This window comes from Paenibacillus jepli, assembly GCF_047238105.1.
Lineage (GTDB): Bacteria > Bacillota > Bacilli > Paenibacillales > Paenibacillaceae > Paenibacillus_D.
On the sequence record NZ_JBDFMD010000001.1, the window covers coordinates 3,820,503 to 3,841,426 of the forward strand.

The 20,924-nt window shown below is 61.0% G+C and carries 14 protein-coding genes; all 14 read left to right on the forward strand.

The features are described from left to right. Window positions 1-82 precede the first annotated feature (82 nt). The 14 genes from ABC336_RS16745 to ABC336_RS16810 all read left to right on the forward strand — a co-directional run bounded on the left by ABC336_RS16745 (window position 83) and on the right by ABC336_RS16810 (window position 20,807). Window positions 83-1,546, forward strand: a complete 1,464-nt coding sequence (locus tag ABC336_RS16745; protein ID WP_413239715.1) for an ABC transporter ATP-binding protein — start codon at window positions 83-85, stop codon at window positions 1,544-1,546. Continuing rightward, complete coding sequence (locus tag ABC336_RS16750; protein ID WP_413239716.1) at window positions 1,543-2,604, forward strand: ABC transporter permease; 1,062 nt, start codon at window positions 1,543-1,545, stop codon at window positions 2,602-2,604. The genes ABC336_RS16745 and ABC336_RS16750 overlap by 4 nt, the downstream gene beginning before the upstream one ends. Then, entirely contained in the window at window positions 2,601-3,512 is a 912-nt protein-coding gene (locus tag ABC336_RS16755) for an ABC transporter permease (RefSeq protein WP_413239717.1), read from the forward strand. The genes ABC336_RS16750 and ABC336_RS16755 overlap by 4 nt, the downstream gene beginning before the upstream one ends. A 91-nt stretch (window positions 3,513-3,603) precedes the next feature. Further along, window positions 3,604-4,764 (forward strand): BMP family ABC transporter substrate-binding protein, encoded by a 1,161-nt coding sequence (locus ABC336_RS16760; protein ID WP_413239718.1) that lies wholly within the window; start codon window positions 3,604-3,606, stop codon window positions 4,762-4,764. Window positions 4,765-4,783: 19 nt separating this feature from the next. Then, window positions 4,784-5,782 carry a formamidase gene (locus tag ABC336_RS16765; RefSeq protein ID WP_413239719.1) on the forward strand — a complete coding sequence of 333 codons (999 nt, stop codon included), beginning with the start codon at window positions 4,784-4,786 and terminating at the stop codon, window positions 5,780-5,782. Window positions 5,783-5,863: 81 nt separating this feature from the next. Then, the gene (biuH, locus tag ABC336_RS16770) at window positions 5,864-6,646 is read left to right on the forward strand and encodes a biuret amidohydrolase (RefSeq protein ID WP_413239720.1); all 783 of its coding nucleotides are present in this window, start codon (window positions 5,864-5,866) and stop codon (window positions 6,644-6,646) included. After that, a complete protein-coding gene (locus ABC336_RS16775; RefSeq protein WP_413239721.1) occupies window positions 6,646-7,350 on the forward strand; it encodes a cysteine hydrolase family protein in 705 nt (234 codons plus the stop codon). The genes biuH and ABC336_RS16775 overlap by 1 nt, the downstream gene beginning before the upstream one ends. 467 nt (window positions 7,351-7,817) lie before the next feature. Next, window positions 7,818-9,608 (forward strand): PucR family transcriptional regulator, encoded by a 1,791-nt coding sequence (locus ABC336_RS16780; RefSeq protein ID WP_413239722.1) that lies wholly within the window; start codon window positions 7,818-7,820, stop codon window positions 9,606-9,608. A 152-nt stretch (window positions 9,609-9,760) separates the two neighbouring features. Beyond that, window positions 9,761-11,335, forward strand: a complete 1,575-nt coding sequence (locus ABC336_RS16785; RefSeq protein WP_413239723.1) for an FAD-dependent oxidoreductase — start codon at window positions 9,761-9,763, stop codon at window positions 11,333-11,335. 151 nt (window positions 11,336-11,486) lie between these two features. Next, window positions 11,487-11,960, forward strand: a complete 474-nt coding sequence (locus tag ABC336_RS16790; protein WP_413239724.1) for an SRPBCC family protein — start codon at window positions 11,487-11,489, stop codon at window positions 11,958-11,960. A gap of 227 nt (window positions 11,961-12,187) precedes the next feature. After that, complete coding sequence (locus ABC336_RS16795; RefSeq protein WP_413239725.1) at window positions 12,188-13,330, forward strand: peptidylprolyl isomerase; 1,143 nt, start codon at window positions 12,188-12,190, stop codon at window positions 13,328-13,330. 106 nt (window positions 13,331-13,436) lie between these two features. Then, window positions 13,437-17,021 (forward strand): S-layer homology domain-containing protein, encoded by a 3,585-nt coding sequence (locus tag ABC336_RS16800; protein WP_413239726.1) that lies wholly within the window; start codon window positions 13,437-13,439, stop codon window positions 17,019-17,021. Window positions 17,022-17,407: 386 nt separating this feature from the next. Continuing rightward, the gene (locus ABC336_RS16805; protein WP_413239727.1) at window positions 17,408-19,225 is read left to right on the forward strand and encodes a sensor histidine kinase; all 1,818 of its coding nucleotides are present in this window, start codon (window positions 17,408-17,410) and stop codon (window positions 19,223-19,225) included. Next, the gene (locus tag ABC336_RS16810; protein WP_413239728.1) at window positions 19,200-20,807 is read left to right on the forward strand and encodes a response regulator; all 1,608 of its coding nucleotides are present in this window, start codon (window positions 19,200-19,202) and stop codon (window positions 20,805-20,807) included. The genes ABC336_RS16805 and ABC336_RS16810 overlap by 26 nt, the downstream gene beginning before the upstream one ends. The last annotated feature ends 117 nt before the right edge of the window (window positions 20,808-20,924 follow it).

Genomic DNA, 20,924 nt, shown 5'->3' on the forward strand with positions numbered 1-20,924 from the left:
GATAAACCAGCTTCCGTAGTGAACGGACCAAAGACGCGCGCTGCTGCAAGCCCGGGGTCTGACGAAACGATTCGGCTCCCTGGTGGCGAACAATAATATTGATCTGGATATCAACGCAGGCTCCATCCATGCCGTGCTCGGAGAGAATGGAGCGGGCAAGAGCACGCTGATGAAGATGCTGTACGGCGTATACGAGCCCAATGACGGAGAGGTTGTTATGGATGGCGAGCGGACCGCGCTGCATCCGCCGATTAAGGCCCGGGCGAAGGGGATCGGCATGGTGTTCCAGGATTTCCGTCTGGTCCCGGCGCTGTCCGTACTGGACAACATCGCGCTGGCGGTGTCGACCGGGGGCTGGCGGCTGAAGCGCAAGCAGCTGCGCGAGCAGATCCTGGAGGTATCGGCCAAGTATGGGCTGGCGGTCAATCCGGATGCCGACGTCTGGCAGCTTGACCTCGGTCAGCGGCAGCGGCTGGAGATCGTCAAGGTGCTGCTGGTACCGGGCACCCGGATCATCATCTTCGACGAACCGACCAGCGTGTTGGTACCGCAGGAGGTCGAATCGTTCCTGAAAATGCTCGATCTGTTGCGTAAGGACGGTTATGGCATCGTCCTGATCACGCACAAGATTAATGAAGTGCTGGCCTGCGCCGATCAGGTGACGGTGCTGCGCGCCGGACAGATCACGTACCAGGCAAGCCGCAGCGACGGGTTGGACGGCGACACGCTCATCCAAGCCATGATGGGCGTCAAGCCGCTGAAGACCGTCACCAAGCAGACGGCTGCGGATGCTGCCACAGGCGAGGTGGTCATGGAGGTGCGGGGCGGCGTCATCACAGGCAATCATGGCGAGACCGTGATTGAGGAGCTGGGACTGGCGCTGCGCGCTGGCGAGATCACAGGCGTCGCCGGCATCTCCGGCAGCGGGCAGCGGGAGCTGGCCGAAGTGATGTTCGGCCTGCGTCCCCTGGCTGCGGGATCGCTGGCGATCAAAGGAAAGGCGGTCTCGGGCGGTCCGGCGGATTTCATGGCGGCGGGCGTCAGCTTCGTCTCGGAGGATCCGCTCAAGGAGTCCGTCATCCCCGGCTTCACGATTCTGGAGCACATGGTGCTCGACGGCCTCCCCGCGCAGAGCAAAGGCACCGGGATGGATTGGAAGAAGATCCGCAGCGAGCTCGCGGCAAATGAGGATGCGCGGGCATTGTCACTGGCTGATCCCGACCGTAGAGCCGACGAGCTCTCGGGTGGCAACGTGCAGCGAATGGTGCTCTCGCGGGCGTTGATCCGAAAACCGGATATTCTCATCATCAGCTATCCCAGCCGAGGCCTGGACATCGGCACGACGCGCACGATTCAGCAGCAATTGATCACCCTTGCTGAACAGGGCACGGCGGTCCTTCTGTTCTCCGAGGATCTGGACGAGTTGTTCAAGCTGTCCGACCGGCTGGTCGTCCTCTCCGGCAAACGGCTGTCCGGCGGTTACCGGCCGTCAGAGACGACGCCATCGGATATCGGCTATCTTATGTTGAAAGGAGAATCGGCATGAAGCAGCAAGCAGCAGCATCGTCCACGCTGGCCGCCAGGCCTCTGGGCCGCAAACGTTGGAAGCCCCTGGGCATCCAGGCAGGCTTGGTCGCGGCGCCCTTTCTCCTGTTCGGCCTCTTCCTGACGTTCTATGACGTCAATCCCATGAGCCTGTACGGCTCGATGATCGCTTCGACATTTGGCGATCTCTATGGCTTCGGCGAGGTGCTCATCAAGGCGACGCCGATCATCCTCACCGGACTGGCGGCGGCCTTGCCGGCCAGAGCCGGCATGATCAATGTCGGCGGCGAAGGGCAGCTGGCGCTCGGCGCTTTATTCGCCACCTGGTTCGCCGTCTTTTATCTCCACAGCATGCCGTTCTGGCTCGGTATCCCGCTGATGCTGATCGCCGGAGCGATCGGCGGCGCCTCGTGGGCGGGCATTGTAGCCTTTTTGAAAGTCAAAGGCAATCTGAACGAGACCATATCGAGTCTGCTGCTCAACTATGTCGCTGTGTTCACGGTCGGATTCTTCGTCCACGGGTTGTTGAAGGATCCCGAATCGTTCAACTGGCCGTTCTCGCCGGAGATTGCCGCTACGCTGCGGCTGCCGATCGTCAATGGCACCCGCCTGCATGTCGGTATCGTGATCGCGCTGGCGCTGGTCGCGGTAGTCTGGTACATCCTGAGGCATACCCGTCTGGGCTTCCGGATCCGGGTGCTCGGCAGCAATAGCCTGGCAGCAGAGCGTGCGGGCTTCAAGGTAAGCTGGATGCAAGTCGGCGTCTTGCTGGCAGCAGGTGCGCTCGCAGGCGTGGCTGGCATGATCGAAATTGCAGGCATTGAAGGTCGGTTAAGACCATCAACAGGCGCGAATTATGGCTACTTAGGGTTTCTAGCGGCTTGGATGGCCTGGAACAATCCGATCCGGCTCGTCCTCACCGCATTTGTACTGGGCATGATCACGGTAGCGGGCAACTCGCTGGAGATTACTTCCGGCTTGCCTTCTTCCTCGGTTCACATTCTGATGGGCCTGGTCCTGTTCTTCTTGCTCGGCAGTGGAAGGAGGTTTAGCAGATGATTACAGATATTCTGACAGGAGCGATCCGCTCCGGCACATCCGTTATGTATGCGAGTCAGGGCGAGCTCATCTCCGAGCGTGCAGGGGTTATCAACCTGGGTACGGAGGGCTCCATGCTCTGTGGGGCGCTGGGCGGCTTTGCTGTTACGGTCTGGACCGGCAATCCCTGGCTGGGAACACTCGCTGGCGGCTTGTGCGGTCTGCTGATCTCCATGATTCATGCATTTCTGGTGTTGACCTGCGGGGCCAATCAGTTGGCAACCGGTCTGACCATCATGTTCTTCGGGATGGGGATCACTTCCTTCTTCGGCCGCGGATTCGTCAGCGAGCAGATCGTCGGCTTCAACCCGGTGCCGATCCCGCTGCTCTCGGAGATCCCGTTTCTGGGCAAGGTGCTGTTCAACCACGATCCCCTGACGTACCTGTCCTTTATCCTCGTGCCCTTGCTCTGGTACCTGCTGTTCCGCACCCGCCTCGGGGTGATCCTCAGAGCGACCGGCGAGCGGGAGGATGTGCTGTTTGCCAGCGGCATCAACCCTCAGCTGGTCCGCTATGCGGCGGTATTAGCCGGAGGATTCCTGGCCGGCGTAGGCGGCGTACAGCTTTCCGTTGCCTTTACACACAGCTGGGTAGAGAACATGGTGCAGGGTCGCGGCGTCGTCGCGGTCGCGCTCGTCATCTTTGCCTCCTGGCTGCCGTTCCGCGCCATGCTGGGTGCGTACCTGTTCGGCGCAGCACAAGCACTGCAGCTGACCGTGCAACAGACGGGACTGGGCATCTCGCCATTCTTCCTGTTCATGGTGCCGTATATCCTGACCTTGGCGGCGCTGTATCTCGTAGAGCGCAAGAAACGAAGCCAGACGCCGGAGGCGCTGCGCAAAGTATTCACCGGCACTTCGGTAGGTTGACGCGCCGGACGCGGCACGGGATCGTGAAGGTCCCTGTATTCGTCCGGCTGATCATACAAAGACAGATATCAAAAAAGTGGAGGGAAATCTCATGTCTATGAAAACATCCAGCAAGCTGTTCGGATTCGTCCTGGCATTCATCCTGCTCATTACCGGCTGCAGTCAGCCGGGAGTCGTGCAAAATCCGGCATCGGGGGCCCCGTCAGAGGGTGGCGAGACCGCTGCAGCTCCAGGGGCGGAGAGTCCCGCGGTCGGCTTCATCTTAGTTGGCGCAAGAGACGATTATGGCTACAACCAAGCGGCCTATCTGGGCAGTATGGCTGTCGAGAAGGCGTATCCCGATTTGAAGGTGCTGCGCTCCGAGAATGTGCCGGAGACGGCGGAAGCGGAGCGTGTCATGGAGCAGATGATCAAGGACGGCGCCAAAATTATTTTCCCGACCTCCTATGGTCACCTTGATCCGGCCCTGAACGTGGCCAAGCGTCACCCTGACGTCGCGTTCTTCCACCAAGGCGGACTGAAAACCGCCGAGAACCTCGGCACGTACTTCGGTACGATCTGGGAGCCGGTCTATCTGGCGGGCGTAGCAGCGGGCAAAATGTCCGAAAGCGGCAAGCTTGGCTATATCGTATCCGTGCCGATTCCCCAAGTTTTGCTCAACGTCAACGCGTTCCAACTGGGCGCCCAATCGGTGAATCCGGATGCCACGACCTCGGTCGTTTTCACAGGCAGCTGGTGTGACCCGGGGCAGCAGGCGAACGCCGCCAACTCCCTGATCGACAGCGGCGTGGATGTGCTGAGCCAACACCAGGACTGCACCAAGACGATCATCGAGACGTCGGAGCGCCGCGGCGCGATGACGATCGGCTATCATGCCAATGCAGCGACACTGGCTCCGAAGGGCTGGATCACCGGCTCCGTATGGAATTGGCCGGATCTGTTCGTGGATATGGTGGATACAGCGCTCAAAGGCGAATTCAAAGGCAGCCAGTATGACGGCAAATACCGCGGACGCCTCAGCGACAATGTCGTGCTCCTGACCGAGATGGGGGCGGAAGTGCCGGATGAGGTGAAGCAGTACGTGGAAGAGACGAAGGCAGGTCTGCTGGAAGGCACGGTGAAACCATTCGCCGGACCGGTGCTGGACCAGGCGGGAGAGGTGCGCATCGCGGAAGGCGAGGAGCCGTCGCTTGATGAGCTGGAAGCTGCCGATTTCCTGGTGAAGGGCGTCATCGGCAATATTCCAAAATAACCTGGTGGAGGTGCGATACATGAGTGGATTGGGAGGATTGAACAAATCGCCGGACGGCGTCGTCATCGGGCTGGCCCAGATGAAGCTGCCTGTGGTGGAGACGCCGCAGCAGCTGGCGGAGCAGACGGCCCGCATTGTCGAAATGACGGCCAAAGCCCGGCGCGGTCTGGGCACCATGGATCTGATCGTATTTCCGGAATACTCGCTGCATGGCTTATCGATGAATATGGACCCGGCTATTATGTGTAAGGTGGATGGGCCGGAGGTTGGGGCCTTCCGCCAGGCTTGTATCGATAACCGGATCTGGGGCTGCTTCTCCATCATGGAGGCGAACCCGGATGGCAATCCCTACAATACCGGCCTGATCATCGATGACCAGGGCGAGATCCGGTTGAATTACCGCAAGCTGCACCCCTGGGTGCCTGTTGAGCCCTGGGAGCCGGGGGATCTCGGGATCCCGGTCTGCGACGGCCCGAACGGCAGCAAGCTGGCGCTCATCATCTGCCATGACGGCATGTTCCCCGAGATGGCCAGAGAGTGCGCCTACCTGGGCGCGGACATCATGATCCGCACCGCCGGGTATACGGCGCCGATCCGCCACTCCTGGCAGATCACCAACCAGGCCAACGCCTTCTGCAATCTGATGTATACCGTATCGGTCTGCATGAGCGGCAGCGACGGCACGTTCGACTCGATGGGCGAGGCGATGATCGTCGGCTTCGACGGCGTGCCTCTCGTGACGGGCGGCGGACGGCCGGACGAGATCGTCTCGGGTGAGGTGAGGCCGGCGCTGGCCCGGGAGGCCAGACGGCTCTGGGGCGTGGAGAACAATATCTATCAGTTCGGACACCGTGGCTATGTCGCCGTGGATGGCGGCGCGACGGATTGTCCGTACACGTACATGCAGGACATGGTGAAGGGCAGGTACAGGCTGCCGTGGGAGGATGAAGTGGCCGTCAAGGACGGCACGGGAGAGGGCTACCCCAAGCCGGAGCGCGTGTACAAAGCCGGGGTGTGAGCGGAAATGGCAGCTGGCGGTGGCAGGACATCTGCGATCAGTGATGCAGTGCGATGGTGAAGAGAGGGGGCGGTAAAGGTATTGGCCGACTATAACAACCGGCAGCGGCATGCGGGAGACGGCGAAGTACAGGCGAGCCCTTACTCCTGGCCTTATGATGGCAGGCTGGAGCCGTCCCGCACAGCGCTGCTTGTCCTCGATATGCAGACGGATTTTTGCGGCAAAAGCGGTTATGTGGACCGGATGGGATATGATGTCTTCACGACAGCGCGGGCGATCGACCCGACCCGCCGTCTGCTGGAGGTCGTCCGTTCTATCCCGGATTTCACAGTCATCTATACAAGAGAAGGTCATCGGCCCGACCTGTCCGATCTCGCGCCCAACAAACGGTGGCGCAGCAGGCAGATCGGCGCGGAGATCGGCACAGAGGGTCCGGCGGGACGCATCCTGGTGAGAGGGGAGCCCGGCTGGCAGATCGTGCCGCAGCTCACGCCACTGCCGGGCGAGATCGTCGTGGACAAGCCGGGCAAAGGCAGCTTCTACGCCACGGATCTCGACCTTATCCTCCGCTCGCGCGGCATCACGCATCTCATCCTGACCGGCATGACGACTGATGTCGGCGTGCAGTCGACGATGCGGGAGGCCAACGACCGGGGCTACGAGTGCCTGATCCTGGAGGATTGCACGGGCGCTACCGATATCGGCAATCATGTAGCGGCATTGAATATGGTGACGATGCAGGGCGGCGTCTTTGGTGCAGTGACTACCTCGGACCAATTGATCCGTGTACTGCTGTCGCTGCCGTTGCAGTCCCGGCCGCTGCCCGGTCAGGGTGTGACGATGAGCAAGGGGGGATCATGGTGATGGAAAAGCTTGAAGTAACGGGTGCGCTGCCGTACCCGTTTTTATTTCAGCCGGAGCGTACGGCACTGGTCATCATCGACATGCAGAACGACTTCTGCATGCCGGGCGGCTTCGGCGAGCTGCTGGGCAATGACATCACGCCGACCCGCGCTGTCATCCCGGTGATCGGGGATGTGCTGGCGGCCGCGCGGGCAGCCGGTCTTACGGTTGTCCATACCCGCGAAGGCCATCTGCCGGACCTCTCCGACTGCCCGCCGTCCAAGCTGCGCCGCAGCCGGGCGCAAGGAGCGGGGATCGGCGATGAAGGCCCGATGGGGCGCATCCTGATCCGCGGCGAGCGCGGCCATGCGATCGTGCCCGAGCTGGCGCCGCTCCCGGGGGAGCTGGTCATCGACAAACCCGGCAAAGGCGCGTTCTATGAGACGCCGCTGCAGGAGGAGCTGAGGGTCCGGGACATCACCTCGCTGGTCGTCTGCGGCGTCACGACCCATGTATGTGTGCACACGACGATCCGCGAAGCCAATGACCGGGGCTACGAATGCCTGCTGCTGGAGGATGCGGCGGCGGCTTTCGATGTCCAGGACCACGAGGCCGCAGTTCGGATGGTGTGGCAGCAGGGCGGAATCTTCGGCTGGACGGCGCCAGCGGCTGCGTTTCAGTCGGCGCTGGAGCGCGGTGCCAGAGTGGCGGGGGCAGAAGTGTAGGTCCGCGTGTGCGCTAATTGCCCGCAATCAGTGCATCGAGTATGAAATATCGTGTTCGTTTCGCATAATCAGCATGCTACACGCCAATCGAACGCGATTTTTCGCATTCGTTTGGCGAAATTGCCCGCAATCGGCGCATCGAGTATGAAATATCGTGTTCAATACGCATAATCAGCATGCTACACGCCAATCGAACGCGATTTTTCGCATTCGTTTGACCAGGCGGCCTGCATAATCGTAGAAATGAACACGAAAAATCGAGTTGGTTAGCGAGTCGTACACACATCGGGCTGGGTGCAAGGCGGCCCTTCCCAACATAAACCATCGCCCTGTCGCCCCACCCCGTTTTACGGGGCGATGGGGCGATTTTCGTTGAGATTTGGTACACTTAACAGTAGAAAAGTTGGGCTTGCTTCATGCGTGCATCCGAGATTGACGCGGAAGTCGGACGGAAGAGGAGGAGCGGCATGGAAGAAGAGCTGGGTCTGACGGTAAGTGAGCTGCTGAGGATGACTCATTTCAAAGAAGCGGTCATCCTGGGCGGCCGGGAAGGGATGGAGCGGCTGATCAGCAGGATCAACGTTATGGAGGTGCCTGATGTCATCGATTGGGTCCGTCCGGGGGAGTTCCTGATCACGACCGGTTATCCGTTCCGCAATCGCGTGGAGATGCTGCCGCCGCTGATCGCCCAGCTTGCGGAGCGGGGCGTGGTTGCACTCGGCGTCAAGACGTCGCGCTTCATCGGCGAGATGCCCCCTGCTGCCATCGAGGCGGCGGACCGCCACGGGCTGCCGCTGATCGAGCTGCCTGCGGACATGGCCTTCTCCGATGTCGTGCGGAGTGTCATGGAGCGGGTGCTGGTGGCGGAGTCCCGTCATCTGTCGATGCTGCAGGGTCGTGTCCAGCGCCTGTCCCAGGTGCTGCTGCACGGGGGCGGACTGGCGGCGTTTCTGGAGCATCTGGAGCATCTGGTGCGCAATCCCGTCCTGCTGCTGGAGCCCGGCGGCCGCTGGTCAGCCTCCCCGGCGGCAGAGCTGCTGTACAGGCAAGTCGAGGCTGATGAATGGGACAAGCTGAGGCGGGAGAGGACGCTGGAGACCGGCTTCATCCGGATCGGGGATACCTATGTGCGTACGCATACGACAGGCATCGAGGATGCCCGTGGCCAGTCCTTCCAGCTGGTGATGCTGGAGGTACAGCAGGAGTACAGCATCGTCGATACGCTGACGATGAACTGGGCCGGCGAGCTGGTCGGCTTCGAGATCAGCAATGCCCAGGCGCGCAGCCGCATCGAGGCCAAATATATCGACCAGTTCGTCCAGGACTGGCTGGCCGGACGGATCATCTCCCCCGTGGATCTGCGCCTGCGTGCGGAGGCCTGCGGCAGTCCGCTGGCGGCGGATTCGGTCTACGCAGCGGGGATCGTGCGGTTCATTGCGCATCGGCCCGGCATCGGTCAGCTGCAGGAGCTGGCCAGACGCCTCAACTGGGAGGCGCCAGGCCTAGCAGGCGAGCCGCCGGTACGATGGACCGTGCTGGAGGAGGAGCTCACAGTGCTCTTCGCGATCTCTTCCGAGGAACATGGCGCTGCTGACGGCGATGAATCCTCTTCGAGGACGGTGGCGATGAGAAGGGGCGGCGAGATGCCAGGTGAGACGCAAGGCGAGACACAAGGCAAGGTACCGCCCGGAGATGCTTCAGCATCTGATGAGGAGCCCGCTGCAGCATCCGCCTCGCTCTCGTCGGCGCAGGCCGGACGCCTCCGGCAGCTGGCATCCGCCCAGCTCTTGCGGCTCCAGCAGCTGCTTCCTGACGGCTCGCCGCAGCTATGTCTGGGGCGTCCGGCCGGCGGACAGGGCGAGGTGCCGGTGAGCTGTCGCGAGGCGAAGCGGGCCGGGGAGGTCGCTGCCGTCTGCGGTATGACCGAGCCGCTGGTGCATTATGGGCAGCTAGGCGTGTACCTGCTGCTCTACCGGCTGCAGGGCACGCTGGAGCTCGAGGAGTTCAAGCGTGCCTATCTGGAGCCGCTGCTCCGCTACGATGCCAAGCATCAGGGCTCGTTGCTGCACACGCTGCGGGTGTATTTTCAGTGCAACGGCAACGCCCGGGAGACGGCCGAGCGTCTGTTCATTCACTACAACACCGTCACGTACCGTCTGGAACGCATCCGCACGGAGCTGGGTCTAAGACTGGACGACCCGGAGACCCGGCTGCAGCTGCAGCTGGCGGTGAAGCTGGTGGATATTACGGAAGTATAACCCCCCCGGAAACTGAACATCAGATTACCATAAATAGATATCCCTCTACCCTACACCCGCCCGCCCTTGCCGTCTACAATGAGAGAGAACGGACTTGCGCTGCGCTCGTCCACGGGATGAGCTACTCATAACGGCAAGGGAGAGTTGAATCAATGAATCAGGAACTGAAGGCAGATATCGTCATCCTGGGCGGGGGGACAGGGGGGACGGCGGCCGCGCTGGCTGCCGCCAAGAGCGGCAAGACCGTCATCCTGACGGAAGAGACGACTTGGCTCGGCGGGCAATTGACCAGCCAAGCCGTACCGCCGGATGAGCACCGGTGGATCGAGTCGTTTGGCTGCACGCGCAGCTACCGCCAGTTCAGGGAAGGTGTGCGGGATTATTACCGGCGGCACTTCCCGCTGACGGCGGAGGCCCGGGCGCTGCCGCATCTGAATCCCGGCAACGCCATCGTCAGCCGCGTCGCCCACGAGCCCCGCACCGCCGTGGCCGTGCTTCAGGAGATGCTGGCCCCCTATGTGCATAGCGGCCGCCTGCGGATCCTCTACCGTCATGTCCTGGAAGGAGCCGAGACAGCGGGTGATGCAGTTAGCGCTGTTAGGATCAGAGACCTGGAGACGGGGGAACGGCGGACGCTGCTGGCGCCTTATTATATCGATGCGACCGAGTGCGGAGACCTGCTGCCGCTCGCAGGCATCGAGTATGTGACAGGGGCAGAGTCTGTACAGGATACGGGCGAGCCTCACGCTGTGGACGGCCCGGCCGATCCGATGGAGATGCAGGGCTTCACCCACTGCTTCGCGATGGATTATCTCGCGGAGGAGGATCATACGATCGACCGTCCGGCAATGTACGATTTCTGGCGCGATTACAAGCCTGATTTTTGGCCGGACCGGCTGCTCAGCATGGCGGGTGTCCGGCCAATGACGCTGGAGCCGATCGAGTACGGGCTGTTTCCGGATTCCGATCGTTTCTCGCTGTACCTTTACCGGCAACTGATCGATCACCGACAGTTTGCGCCGGGGATCTTCGCCAGTTCCCTGACCCTGGTCAACTGGCCGCAAAACGACTATTGGCTGGGCTCGATCATCGATGTGAGCGACGAGGAGCGGAGGCGTCATCTGGAGCAGGCCCGTCAGCTCAGTCTGTCCTGGCTCTATTGGCTGCAGACGGAGGCGCCGCGGCCAGACGGCAAGCGGGGGTATCCTGGTCTGCGGCTGCGTCCCGACGTGGTCGGCACGCAGGACGGGCTGGCGATGTACCCGTATATCCGCGAATCGCGCCGGATCGAGGCGGAGTTCCGCGTGCTCGAACAGCATGTCGCGACCGACTGTCGGCCGAGCGGCGTGGCGGAGAGCTTCGCCGATACCGTGGGGATCGGCTGCTACCGGATCGATCTGCATCCGAGTACCGCCAACCGGACCTACATCGATATTTCTTCGCTGCCGTTCCAGATCCCGCTCGGCAGCCTGATCCCGAGGCGCGTGACCAATGTGATGGCTGGCTGCAAGAACCTCGGCGTCACTCACATCACCAACGGCTGCTACCGGCTTCATCCGGTGGAATGGAACATCGGCGAAGCGGCGGGCTACTGCGTGAGCTACTGTCTGGACCGCGACCTGACGCCATCTGACGTCCGCAACACCGGGAAGGAGCTGACTGCTTTCCAGCAGCGGCTTGTCCAGGAGGGCGTCGAGCTGGCCTGGCCGGCCATCACGAGCGTATAAGATCTGATCATCTCAGGCAAACCTCTCAGAATCCTCCGTAACCCGGAGTATCCTGAGAGGTTTGTTAGATTTTACATGCAGCCGGGCGGGCGAATATAATAGAAGCATAGAAAACGCATTCAAAGTCAAATGATAGCTAGGAGGTTGATTGATGATGGAAGAGAAGGGGCAGGAAGAAGTAGTTGCGAGCGTAGAGATGTTGATCCGCAAACCGGCAAACGAGGTATTCGAAGCGTTCATCGACCCGGCAGTCACCACCAAGTTCTGGTTCACCAAGAGCAGCGGGCGTTTGGAGAAGGGGAAGCGGGTACGTTGGGACTGGGAGTGCTACGGGGTAGGCGACGACGTAGACGTGATCGACATTGTAGAGAATCAACGAATCTTCGTTCGTTTTAACGACGGGACGACGGTCGAATGGACGTTTGCCGAACGGGCGGGCGACGAAACCTATGTCACGATCGTCCATGCCGGATTTCAAGGCACGGCGGAGGAGATCGTCAAGCAGGCGATCGACTCCAAGGGTGGATTTATGATCGTGGTATGCGGCTTGAAAGCCCTGCTGGAGCATGGGGTGGTCTTGAATCTTGTAGCCGACCAGTTTCCTGATGCCCATGTGAATCCGTGACTAGCAGCGTCTAGACAAGCTGGACGATCTTAAGCACTCCGTTTAAAATGGTATAGTTTTGCCGCGCAGCCTCCAGGCCCGCCGTCTTCAGACGGCGGGTCTTTTCGTAAAATCATCCATGAACTTAAGTCGATTATTCATTTGATGTAACCCTTTCCAATTCTATAATGATAGCAATAGGGGAGCTGTCCTCGTGACTGATCACCCTCACAGAACGGAGGGATCACATGAACAACGCTAAAAAAACCAACTCGCGTTCCCAGAAGCCGGCCGGGGATGCCCGGCGCAGCCACGCCAATGCGGCTGGGCGCCAGTCGGCTGCGCCTGCCTGGAGAAACCGGCGCAGCCCCGCCTGGCTGGCAGGCGTTCTGCTGCTGGCAGCAAGCGCCCTGCTGCTGGCCATTGTCCTGCCGGACCGCAGCGAGCCGGCAGTCGCATCGCTGAGCGGCCATGACATTACCGAGGCGGAGCTGGCCTTCCACATGTCGCAGCTGGAACAGTCCGTGCGCAGCGAGTTCCGCAGCAAGCATCAGGTGTCGCTCGGCAAGGCGGACTGGACGCGCAGTTATGACGGCGTCCAGCCGCTGCAGCAGCTGCGCCAGCGGGCGCTCGAAGCCAGCCTGGAGGACAAGGCGCTCCTGCTGCTGGCCCAGGAGCAGCGGCTCATCGACTCGGCTGACTTCTCGGCGATCCTGCAGCGGATGGAGCAGGAGAACCGGAGCCGGGCAGCTGCCGTCGCCAGGGGAGATATCGTCTACGGCCTGCAGCGCTTCTCGCCGGAGTCGTACTACCCTCATCTGCTGACGGCGCTGAAGACGGGGTTGAAGCAGGCGCTCAGCAAACACGAGGGCGATCCCTTGTACCTGAACCGGGAGGAGGTGGAAGCGTATTTTGATGCGCATCAGTCGGAATGGGCGGTAAACGGGACCAGCTATAAGGTGTCGCGGCTGCTCATCCCGGCAGCCCAGGAGGACAAAGCCGATACACTGCTCGCTGTAGGGAGCCTGGTGGAGCGGCAGGCCGGTCTGGCGGAGCTCCGCGAGCGCTACGAGCATACGGAGCTGACGGAGGAGACGATCGAGCCGGGCCAGGTCGCCAATCTCAATACCTACGGCAACGAAGCTGCTGCCCGGGTCAGCCGGCTCTCTCCCGGCGAATTGTCGGCTCCCGTAGAGACGCGGGAAGGCGTGAGCGTCTATCGGCTGGACGAGGTCATCTTCGACAAGGAGCAGGCTCTGCAAGCCTACAGGGTGCAGATCCGGGAGCATATGCTGGAGGAACGGCTGCAGGCGTACATACGGGAGGTCTTGGCGTCTGCAGTAGTGGAGGTGCATACCGATAGACTGGAGCAAGTTGCATATGACGCATAGCTTGCATGCCATTTGACTGGAATTCCGGCACGGTCCGGAAGAACGATCCATACTGCGAACTTATTCACGGGAAGTCTGACTTCCCGTATAAAAGGAGGACAATCCATTGAAAACACGCAGTAAAAACGCATTTATCCTCGTACTGGCGATGCTCCTCGCACTGGTCCCGCTCGTACCGCCGGGTACAGTACAGGCTGCCGGGCCGCTGCAGGCAGCTCTGGCTGACCTGCCGGAGGATCAGGGCAATCTGCCCAATCCGTATGACGGTACCGACTATTACATCGACGCTAGCGGCGGGGACGATGCGCAGGACGGCACATCGCCGGAGACGGCATGGCAGAGCTTCGCTAACGCCAACGCCAAGGTGTTCGAGCCGGGTGACCGCATCCTGCTGAAGGCCGGCGAGGTGTGGGAGGACCAGCAGCTCTGGCCCAAAGGCTCGGGAGCGCCGGGTCAGCCGATCACGATCGACCGCTACGGCGATCCCGAGGCGCGCAAGCCTTATATCGCCCTGAACGGCAATGTGGAGAATCCGGTGACCTGGCAGAACGGCGACTTCCGCAAGGACAAGGAGAAGGTCGGACTGACCGGCGCCATCGTGCTGCGCAACCAGCAGTATTGGGAGATTCACAATATGGAGATCTCCAACGATGACGACTTCGATACCGACATCAGCGGTTCCGCCCGGCAGACCGGCAATTCGTATGTGCGGGATGGGATCTCCATCACGATCAACGCCGATCTGCTGGAGGATGGCGACGACAAGATCATGAACTATTTCCGCATCACCAACAACTATATCCATAACATCGACGGACCGAGCGACTGGCAGAAGATCCATTACGGCGGCATCATCTTCCAGGTGTTCGGCGAGAAGAGCTACAAGGATTACGAGGAGGGGGCCTACTACTTCCAGGATGTCCGGATCGAGAACAACCACTTCTACAAAACCGAGCTGCATGCGATTCAGTTTGCCTTCAACTGGTTCTACGACCGTGATCAGGCCTCGGGTGAATATGACGAGACAGGCAAATTCCACGAAGGCTGGGAACAGCTGTGGGTGAGAAACCGCGATCTCTACAGCCGCGACGTCTACATCGGGCACAACTACGCCGAGGACATCGGTCAAGGCGCGATCCAGCTGGCCAATACGAAGGATATGCTGGTCGAATACAACGAGATCAACGGCTATCTGCAGCGTTACGACGCCGTCTCCTGCGGACTGTACCTGTGGGCGGGCGCCGACACGGTGATGCAGTTCAACGAGGTCTATGGCGGTCCGTGGGGCGAATATGACGGGACACCGTGGGATCTGGAGTATACCAATTTCAATGTAACGTATCAGTACAATTACTCCCATGACAATGCCGCCGGCTGGATGGCTTACATGGGCAACAGTTCCAACTCCATTGCCAGATACAACCTGAGCGTCAACGACAACGGCGTCCTGGTGAAGAACATGCTCTCCACCAATTATTCGCCGACATACTTCCTGAACAACGTGTTTGTCTACGACGCGGAGCAGATGGACTGGTTCCACGACGAAGTGTTCATCGATACGGTGTACTTCCTGAACAATGTGTTCTACAACGTCTCGGAGACGACGCCGACCAAATGGTACCGCAAGCCGGGCGCGCTCGACAGAGCGGTGTTCTCCAACAATGCGTTCTACGAGGCGGGCGGCGTCCAGTCGCCGCAGCAGCCGCACGATCCGCATGCCGTGCTGGAGGACCCGGGGTTCGTGGCGGATCCGATGGACTACAAGGTCGATAACGGCGTACTGAACATCGTCGATTCGGCGGCCAACTATAAAGTGGTCAGCGACTCTCCGCTGATCGATGCGGGACGCTACAATCCGCGCGTGGGCGACGAGGATTTCTTCGGCACGCATCTGTACTATGGCGACAGCATCGATATCGGCATCCATGAATATCCGACGGGCGAGCGGGTAGACAACCCGGTGGATACCAACCCGATCGAGGAAGAGGGCCAGGAGACGCGTCCGAATCTGGCGCTGGGCAAACCAATTACCGCCAACTACTCGCATCCGCGTCCCGATCTGCAGGCGGACAAGCTCGTCGACGGCAGCACTGCTACCCGCTGGGCAAGCGCCGATCCGGACGATATGACGGAAGGGTATCCGATCATCATTACGATTGATTTTGAAGAGATGGTCACCTTCGACGAGATCTATCTGGATGAATACACCGACAGCGGCACCAATCTTCGGATTCAATCGTATGAGCTGCAGCAGTATGATGAGGAAGACGAGGTCTGGCATACGTTCAAAGCCGTCGATGACGGGATGGGCCATGACGTCACGCTGGACGACTTCGGCACGATCACGTCCGGCAAGCTGCGGCTGCTGATCACGGAGCAGATCGCGACCGAGTACTGGTCGCCGACGATGACGGAGATCCAGGTCTATTACTCGGGCGGCGAGGAGACGGAGACCGATCCGGTCCTGTCCATCGCGTCAGCCGTCTATGATGTGAACGAAGCGATGGCCGAGCATGAGAACAACGTTGTCCGCATCGAGGTTGAACCGGACGGCGACACGCTGACCTCGATCCGCTACATCGGCACCGAGGGCAATGTGCTCTCCAGTCTGACCGAGGGTGAGGACTACGAGACAGCTGGAGCTGCCTATGTCATCCTGCCGTCGTTCCTGCGGGAGCGGGCGCTTGGGGAGTCGGGGCTGCAGTTCGAATTTGCCTCGGGGGCCAGGCGGACGGTAGCACTGCACATCGTCGATTCGACGGGGCTGGCGGGCGTCCTGGCGGAAGCCCGGGCGATCACGCCGGGCAGTACCTCGGCTTATGCGGCCTTGGCGGAAGCGATCGGCAGCGCACAGGAGGTGCTGGATCTGGCGAACCGTACGGTGAGCGGTTCGGGCAACGACGCTGTGACGCATACCGACCTGCAGACGCAGGCGCAAGCGCTGCGGCAGGCGATCGACCGTTATCGCGAGGCGATCCGGCCACCGGGCAATGGCTGGATCTATTACCCGCCGCAGCCGCCTGTGCCGCAGGAACCTGAGGAGTCAGAGACGCCGGAGGCGACTGAGGATGAGGAGCCTTCCGAGGGCACGCCGCCGGTCACGGCAGAGCCGGCCCCGAATGAGCCTGAGCTGCCGGCATTCGCAGATATGGATGGCCATTGGGCGGAGGGGGCCGTCCGCAGCCTGCGCGAGCGCGGGATCGTCAACGGCATGGGGGACGGCCAGTTCCATCCGGGGCTGACGACGACCCGGGCACAATTCACAGCCATGCTGGTACGTGCGCTTGGTCTCCAAACTGGGGGTGCGAGCAGCGGCAGCTTTGCCGATGTGCCGCCCGCCGCCTGGTACAGTGACGTGATCCATGCTGCGCACGCGAGCGGTCTGGTGAATGGCATGGGAGACGGCACCTTCCGGCCGTCGCAGCCGGTCACCCGCCAGGAGGCCATGGTGCTGCTCGCCCAGGCACTGGAACTGAGCGGTCTCCGGGAGCCGCTGGAGCCGTCGGAAGCGGAAGCGCTGTTGCGTGCCTTCACCGACCGCGAGGATGTCGCAATCTGGGCGCTCCCGGCGGTGGCGGACAGCTTGCGGAGCAGTCTCGTCCAGGGACGCACCCAGACGACGCTTGCGCCGCAGGCGCAGATCACGCGGGCTGAAGCGGCGGTCATGCTGCAGCGTTTGCTGGAGCTGTAGGGGAAGGGCTGTATAAGCGAGTATGACCTCGCACGCAGCGCATGTCGCCACCCGCCGCCACCCGTCGCAATGTATGACGTTGCAGGCGGTTGGCCCGATGCGAGGCGTGTGATAACGTGCCGCAGCTGCGGCACGGCAGAGCAAGCTCACAAGTGAGTGCAGACACAACGTACAGGCTGTTCCCGGGAAGCGAAGGTATCCCGGGAACAGCCTTCATGCGTAGCGATAGAAAATGAATGCAATTGTTCATGTTCGTTGTGCCGGTTGTGAGGTTCTGCGGGTTCTGCGGAGCTGCAGCGGAAGAAGTGCGAAATCGCGCCATGCTCCCGCCGGTCTGGCTTCGGTATGGTAGAATGGGACTACTTTTGGATGAAGGAGGTCAACATGTGGGCAGCGCATCCTCGGCCGAGCGTCGGCATATTTCGTTTCTGCGGAGATTCTCGATCAAGCAGCGGCTGGTGACCGCGCTGATCGTTACCTCGATCCTGCCTGTAATCCTGGTTGCCTATTATGCCAACCACTTCTACGAGGCGTCCATCTCGGACAAGCTCAGCGCCTTCTCCCTGCAGATCCTGTCCGAGTCGGCTATCAATGCTTCGCGCGAACTGGAGCAGTACGAGGTGCTGAGCGAATCGATCATCATTAACCGCTCGATCCAGACCGGGCTGCGCAGGGCGGACAGCATGTCCTATTATGAGAAAAATGCACTGACGGAGACGATTAATAACGAGCTGGGCGAACATGCCTTCCGGCTGAGCAATCTCTCCAACATCATCGTCCTGACCAGGGAGGGCGAGCCGTTCTACGATCTGGGGTACGAGTGGTACAAGGACAACCGGATCTCACAGTCGCTGCAAGGACTGGAGGAATCGGCCGGCAATCTGAAGTGGAGCTATCTGCTCTCCAATCGCGGCGCCAACAAAATTGCCTTGAGCCGCGTGATCTACTCCGAGGACAATCTGAGCGAGCGGATCGGCTATCTCATTATCGTGATCGACGAAAAGGTATTCCTTCGCAACACGTATGATCATGTCAGTCTGGGCGACGGCGGGCGCATCTACATCACAGACAAGCAGGGGCTGGTCATCTCCTCGGCGTCCCCGGACATCCGGCATGGTGTCACGTACAAACAGGAAGGGATATTCCGGCAGCTCCTGCCCGGCGAGACCGGCCAGTCCTTCTATACCCGGATTGACGGGGAGCGCGTGCTCGTCTCCGGTATCTATATCCGTACGGCGGGATGGTACATGATCGGGCTGATCCCGCACAGCTATATTATCTCCGAGATGGCGGAGGTGAGAGGCAATCTGCCTTACATCTGGGTGATGGTCGTCATCGTATCGGCGGGTGCGGCGATGTGGATCTACCGCAGCATCAGCACGCCGATGATCGAGCTGCTGCAATATGCTTCCCGGGTGAAGACGGGCAATGCCGACCGGCCGCTGTCGGTCCGTTATCCCGATGAGATGGGCAAGCTCACCGATACGATCGATCAGATGGTCCGGCGGCTCAAGCAGCTGATCGGCCAAGTGGAGCAGGAACAGCAGGGCAAGCGGGAGGCGGAGCTCAAGATGCTGCAGGCGCAGATCAACCCGCACTTCCTCTTCAACACGCTAGGCTCCTTGAAGTGGAGCGCCATGATGAGCGGCAATGTCCCGGTAGAGAAAGGGATCGAGTCGCTCAGCGAGCTGCTGCGGCAGACGATCCTGGACCAGGAGGAGCTAATCCCGCTGGAGAAGGAGATCGGCAACCTGTTCCACTACGCAGTGATCCAGCAGATCCGCTATGGCGACTCGTTCAAGCTGCTCTGCGAATTCCAATCGGACGAGCTGCATGAGTGTCTGGTGCCGCGTTTCATCCTGCAGCCCATCGTGGAGAACTCGATCCTGCACGGCGGCAGCGAGGATGGCAGCCGGGTGACGATAACCGTGGAGGTCACAGCTGCCGAGGATGTCCTGCAGATCCGGATCGCAGACGACGGCAGGGGCTTTGATGTAAAGGAAGCGGAGGAGAAGAAGCATTCGCACGAGAAGCTGTCCGGGATCGGCATCGGCAATGTCAGGGAACGGATCCGGCTGTATGTCGGCTATCCTTATGGCATGGTGACGCGCAGCGAGCCCGGGAGAGGCACGGAGACGCTGATCCGGCTGCCTGTAAAGCGGGAGGAGGAGGACATCGATGTACAAGATCGTCATTGTGGATGATGAGATGATCGTCAGGCACGCCGTCAAGTCGATGATCAACTGGGAGGCATTCGAATGGGCAGGTTCCGCCGCCGGCGGAGGGGCTGCCTTGGAGCTGGTGCGGCGGACCGATGCGGATATCGTCATCACCGATATGAAGATGCCGGGCATGGACGGCCTGGCGCTGATCAAGGAGCTCAAGGCGGCAGACTTCGAAGGCGAGGTCATCGTCCTGAGCAACTATAACGATTTCGAGCTGGTGCGGGAAGCGCTGAAGTGCGGAGCACACGATTATGTGCTCAAGCTGACGCTGAAGTCGGAGCAGTTTGCAGAGACGCTGCGCGAGGTGGCGGACAAGCTGGATGAGCGGCGAGCGGCCCGGCCGCACAAGCTGTACGCCACCGGCGGGGCGGCGGACGCCAGGGAGCGGATGCGTGCGTGGCTGCAGGCGGTGGATACGGAAGGGCCGGCAGCGGAGGCGGACGGGCTGCCGGTTCCTGACGAGTTCGAAGCGCTCCGCAGCTATGCCTTCCTGTTCTACACCCAGCCTGCCGAAGAAGAGCAGACGCAGATGCCCGACTTCGCAGAGCCTTTGAACAAACTGGCTGACGGCGTCTTCCCTGGGCATCGCGGCTTGTTCCTACTGCCAGGCCCGGACGGCCGTTACCTGCTGATCGCCGCCTGTCCGGCAGACGCACGGCCGGGAGAGGCGGAGGAGCTGGCGCGGCGGATCATAAAGCTGGCGCAGATGTACTACAATACCGCGATCGGCGCAATCTACGGGGAGCCGGTCCCCTCCGCTCCTGAGCTCGCCGAGCAGATCCGGCGCTGCCGGTTGACGGAGGTGCTGCGGTTTTATACAGCCTTCCGGGACGGATGCTTCCCCAACAGCTTGACCGCTGTACAGGCGCACGAAGCTTTCCGGCAGATCGAGCAAGGGCTGCGCGAGAGTCTCCGCACTTCGGGAGAGACATCGGTCGAGCTGTGGATGGAGCGGGCTGTGCAGCTGGTCGAGAAGGCCGCCGGCATCGGCATGCATCCTGCCGTGCTCAAGCGGGCGATTGCCCATACGGTCTGGGGCATGGCGGGCACGGCGATGGTCGATACCGAGACCTCGTGGAACGAGAAGCCCTGGATCGACAGGATGGAGCAGGCGGACACGGACACGGAGCTGCTGCTGCTGATCCGCGAGATGACCGAAGAGATGGTCGGCGTCCTGGAGACCAGTACTCCCGACGCACCCCTCCGCGAGGAGATCAAGCGGGCGGCAGCTTACCTGGAGGAGCGCTACGGCGAGCGGATCGCCATATCCGATATTGCCCATCATGTCGGGCTCTCGGAGCCGTATCTGTGCCAGCTGTTCAAGGCGGAGACGGGGAGCAGCATCATCACCAGACTGAATGAGATCCGGATGGCCAAGGCCTATGAGATGCTGGCATCTGGCCAATATCTGATCAAGCAGGTGGCGATCTCCGTCGGCATCCCCGACCCGTTCTACTTCAACCGCCTCTTCCGCAAGCGGTTCGGCATGGCGCCGAAGCTGGTAAAGAACAAAGCGGACAAAAAAATGGACGATTTTCAGACGGAGGAGAAGAAACTATAGGTCGGCGGGGCTGGTGCTCCGTGCGGGGCCGCAGCGGATGCTGCGGCCCATAAAATTATCCATAACCCTTCGGGCGATTCTGTATATGGTCCGACCGGAGCCCGCCCTATAATGGAG

What these genes read in the sequence shown, in the direction of transcription:
- ABC336_RS16785 (WP_413239723.1), top strand. Translation starts at nt 9,761, where the DNA reads ATGAATCAGGAACTGAAGGCAGATATCGTCATCCTGGGCGGGGGGACA.
- ABC336_RS16750 (WP_413239716.1), top strand. Translation starts at nt 1,543, where the DNA reads ATGAAGCAGCAAGCAGCAGCATCGTCCACGCTGGCCGCCAGGCCTCTG.
- ABC336_RS16765 (WP_413239719.1), top strand. Translation starts at nt 4,784, where the DNA reads ATGAGTGGATTGGGAGGATTGAACAAATCGCCGGACGGCGTCGTCATC.
- ABC336_RS16790 (WP_413239724.1), top strand. Translation starts at nt 11,487, where the DNA reads ATGATGGAAGAGAAGGGGCAGGAAGAAGTAGTTGCGAGCGTAGAGATG.
- ABC336_RS16810 (WP_413239728.1), top strand. Translation starts at nt 19,200, where the DNA reads ATGTACAAGATCGTCATTGTGGATGATGAGATGATCGTCAGGCACGCC.
- ABC336_RS16755 (WP_413239717.1), top strand. Translation starts at nt 2,601, where the DNA reads ATGATTACAGATATTCTGACAGGAGCGATCCGCTCCGGCACATCCGTT.
- ABC336_RS16760 (WP_413239718.1), top strand. Translation starts at nt 3,604, where the DNA reads ATGTCTATGAAAACATCCAGCAAGCTGTTCGGATTCGTCCTGGCATTC.
- ABC336_RS16775 (WP_413239721.1), top strand. Translation starts at nt 6,646, where the DNA reads ATGGAAAAGCTTGAAGTAACGGGTGCGCTGCCGTACCCGTTTTTATTT.
- ABC336_RS16795 (WP_413239725.1), top strand. Translation starts at nt 12,188, where the DNA reads ATGAACAACGCTAAAAAAACCAACTCGCGTTCCCAGAAGCCGGCCGGG.
- ABC336_RS16780 (WP_413239722.1), top strand. Translation starts at nt 7,818, where the DNA reads ATGGAAGAAGAGCTGGGTCTGACGGTAAGTGAGCTGCTGAGGATGACT.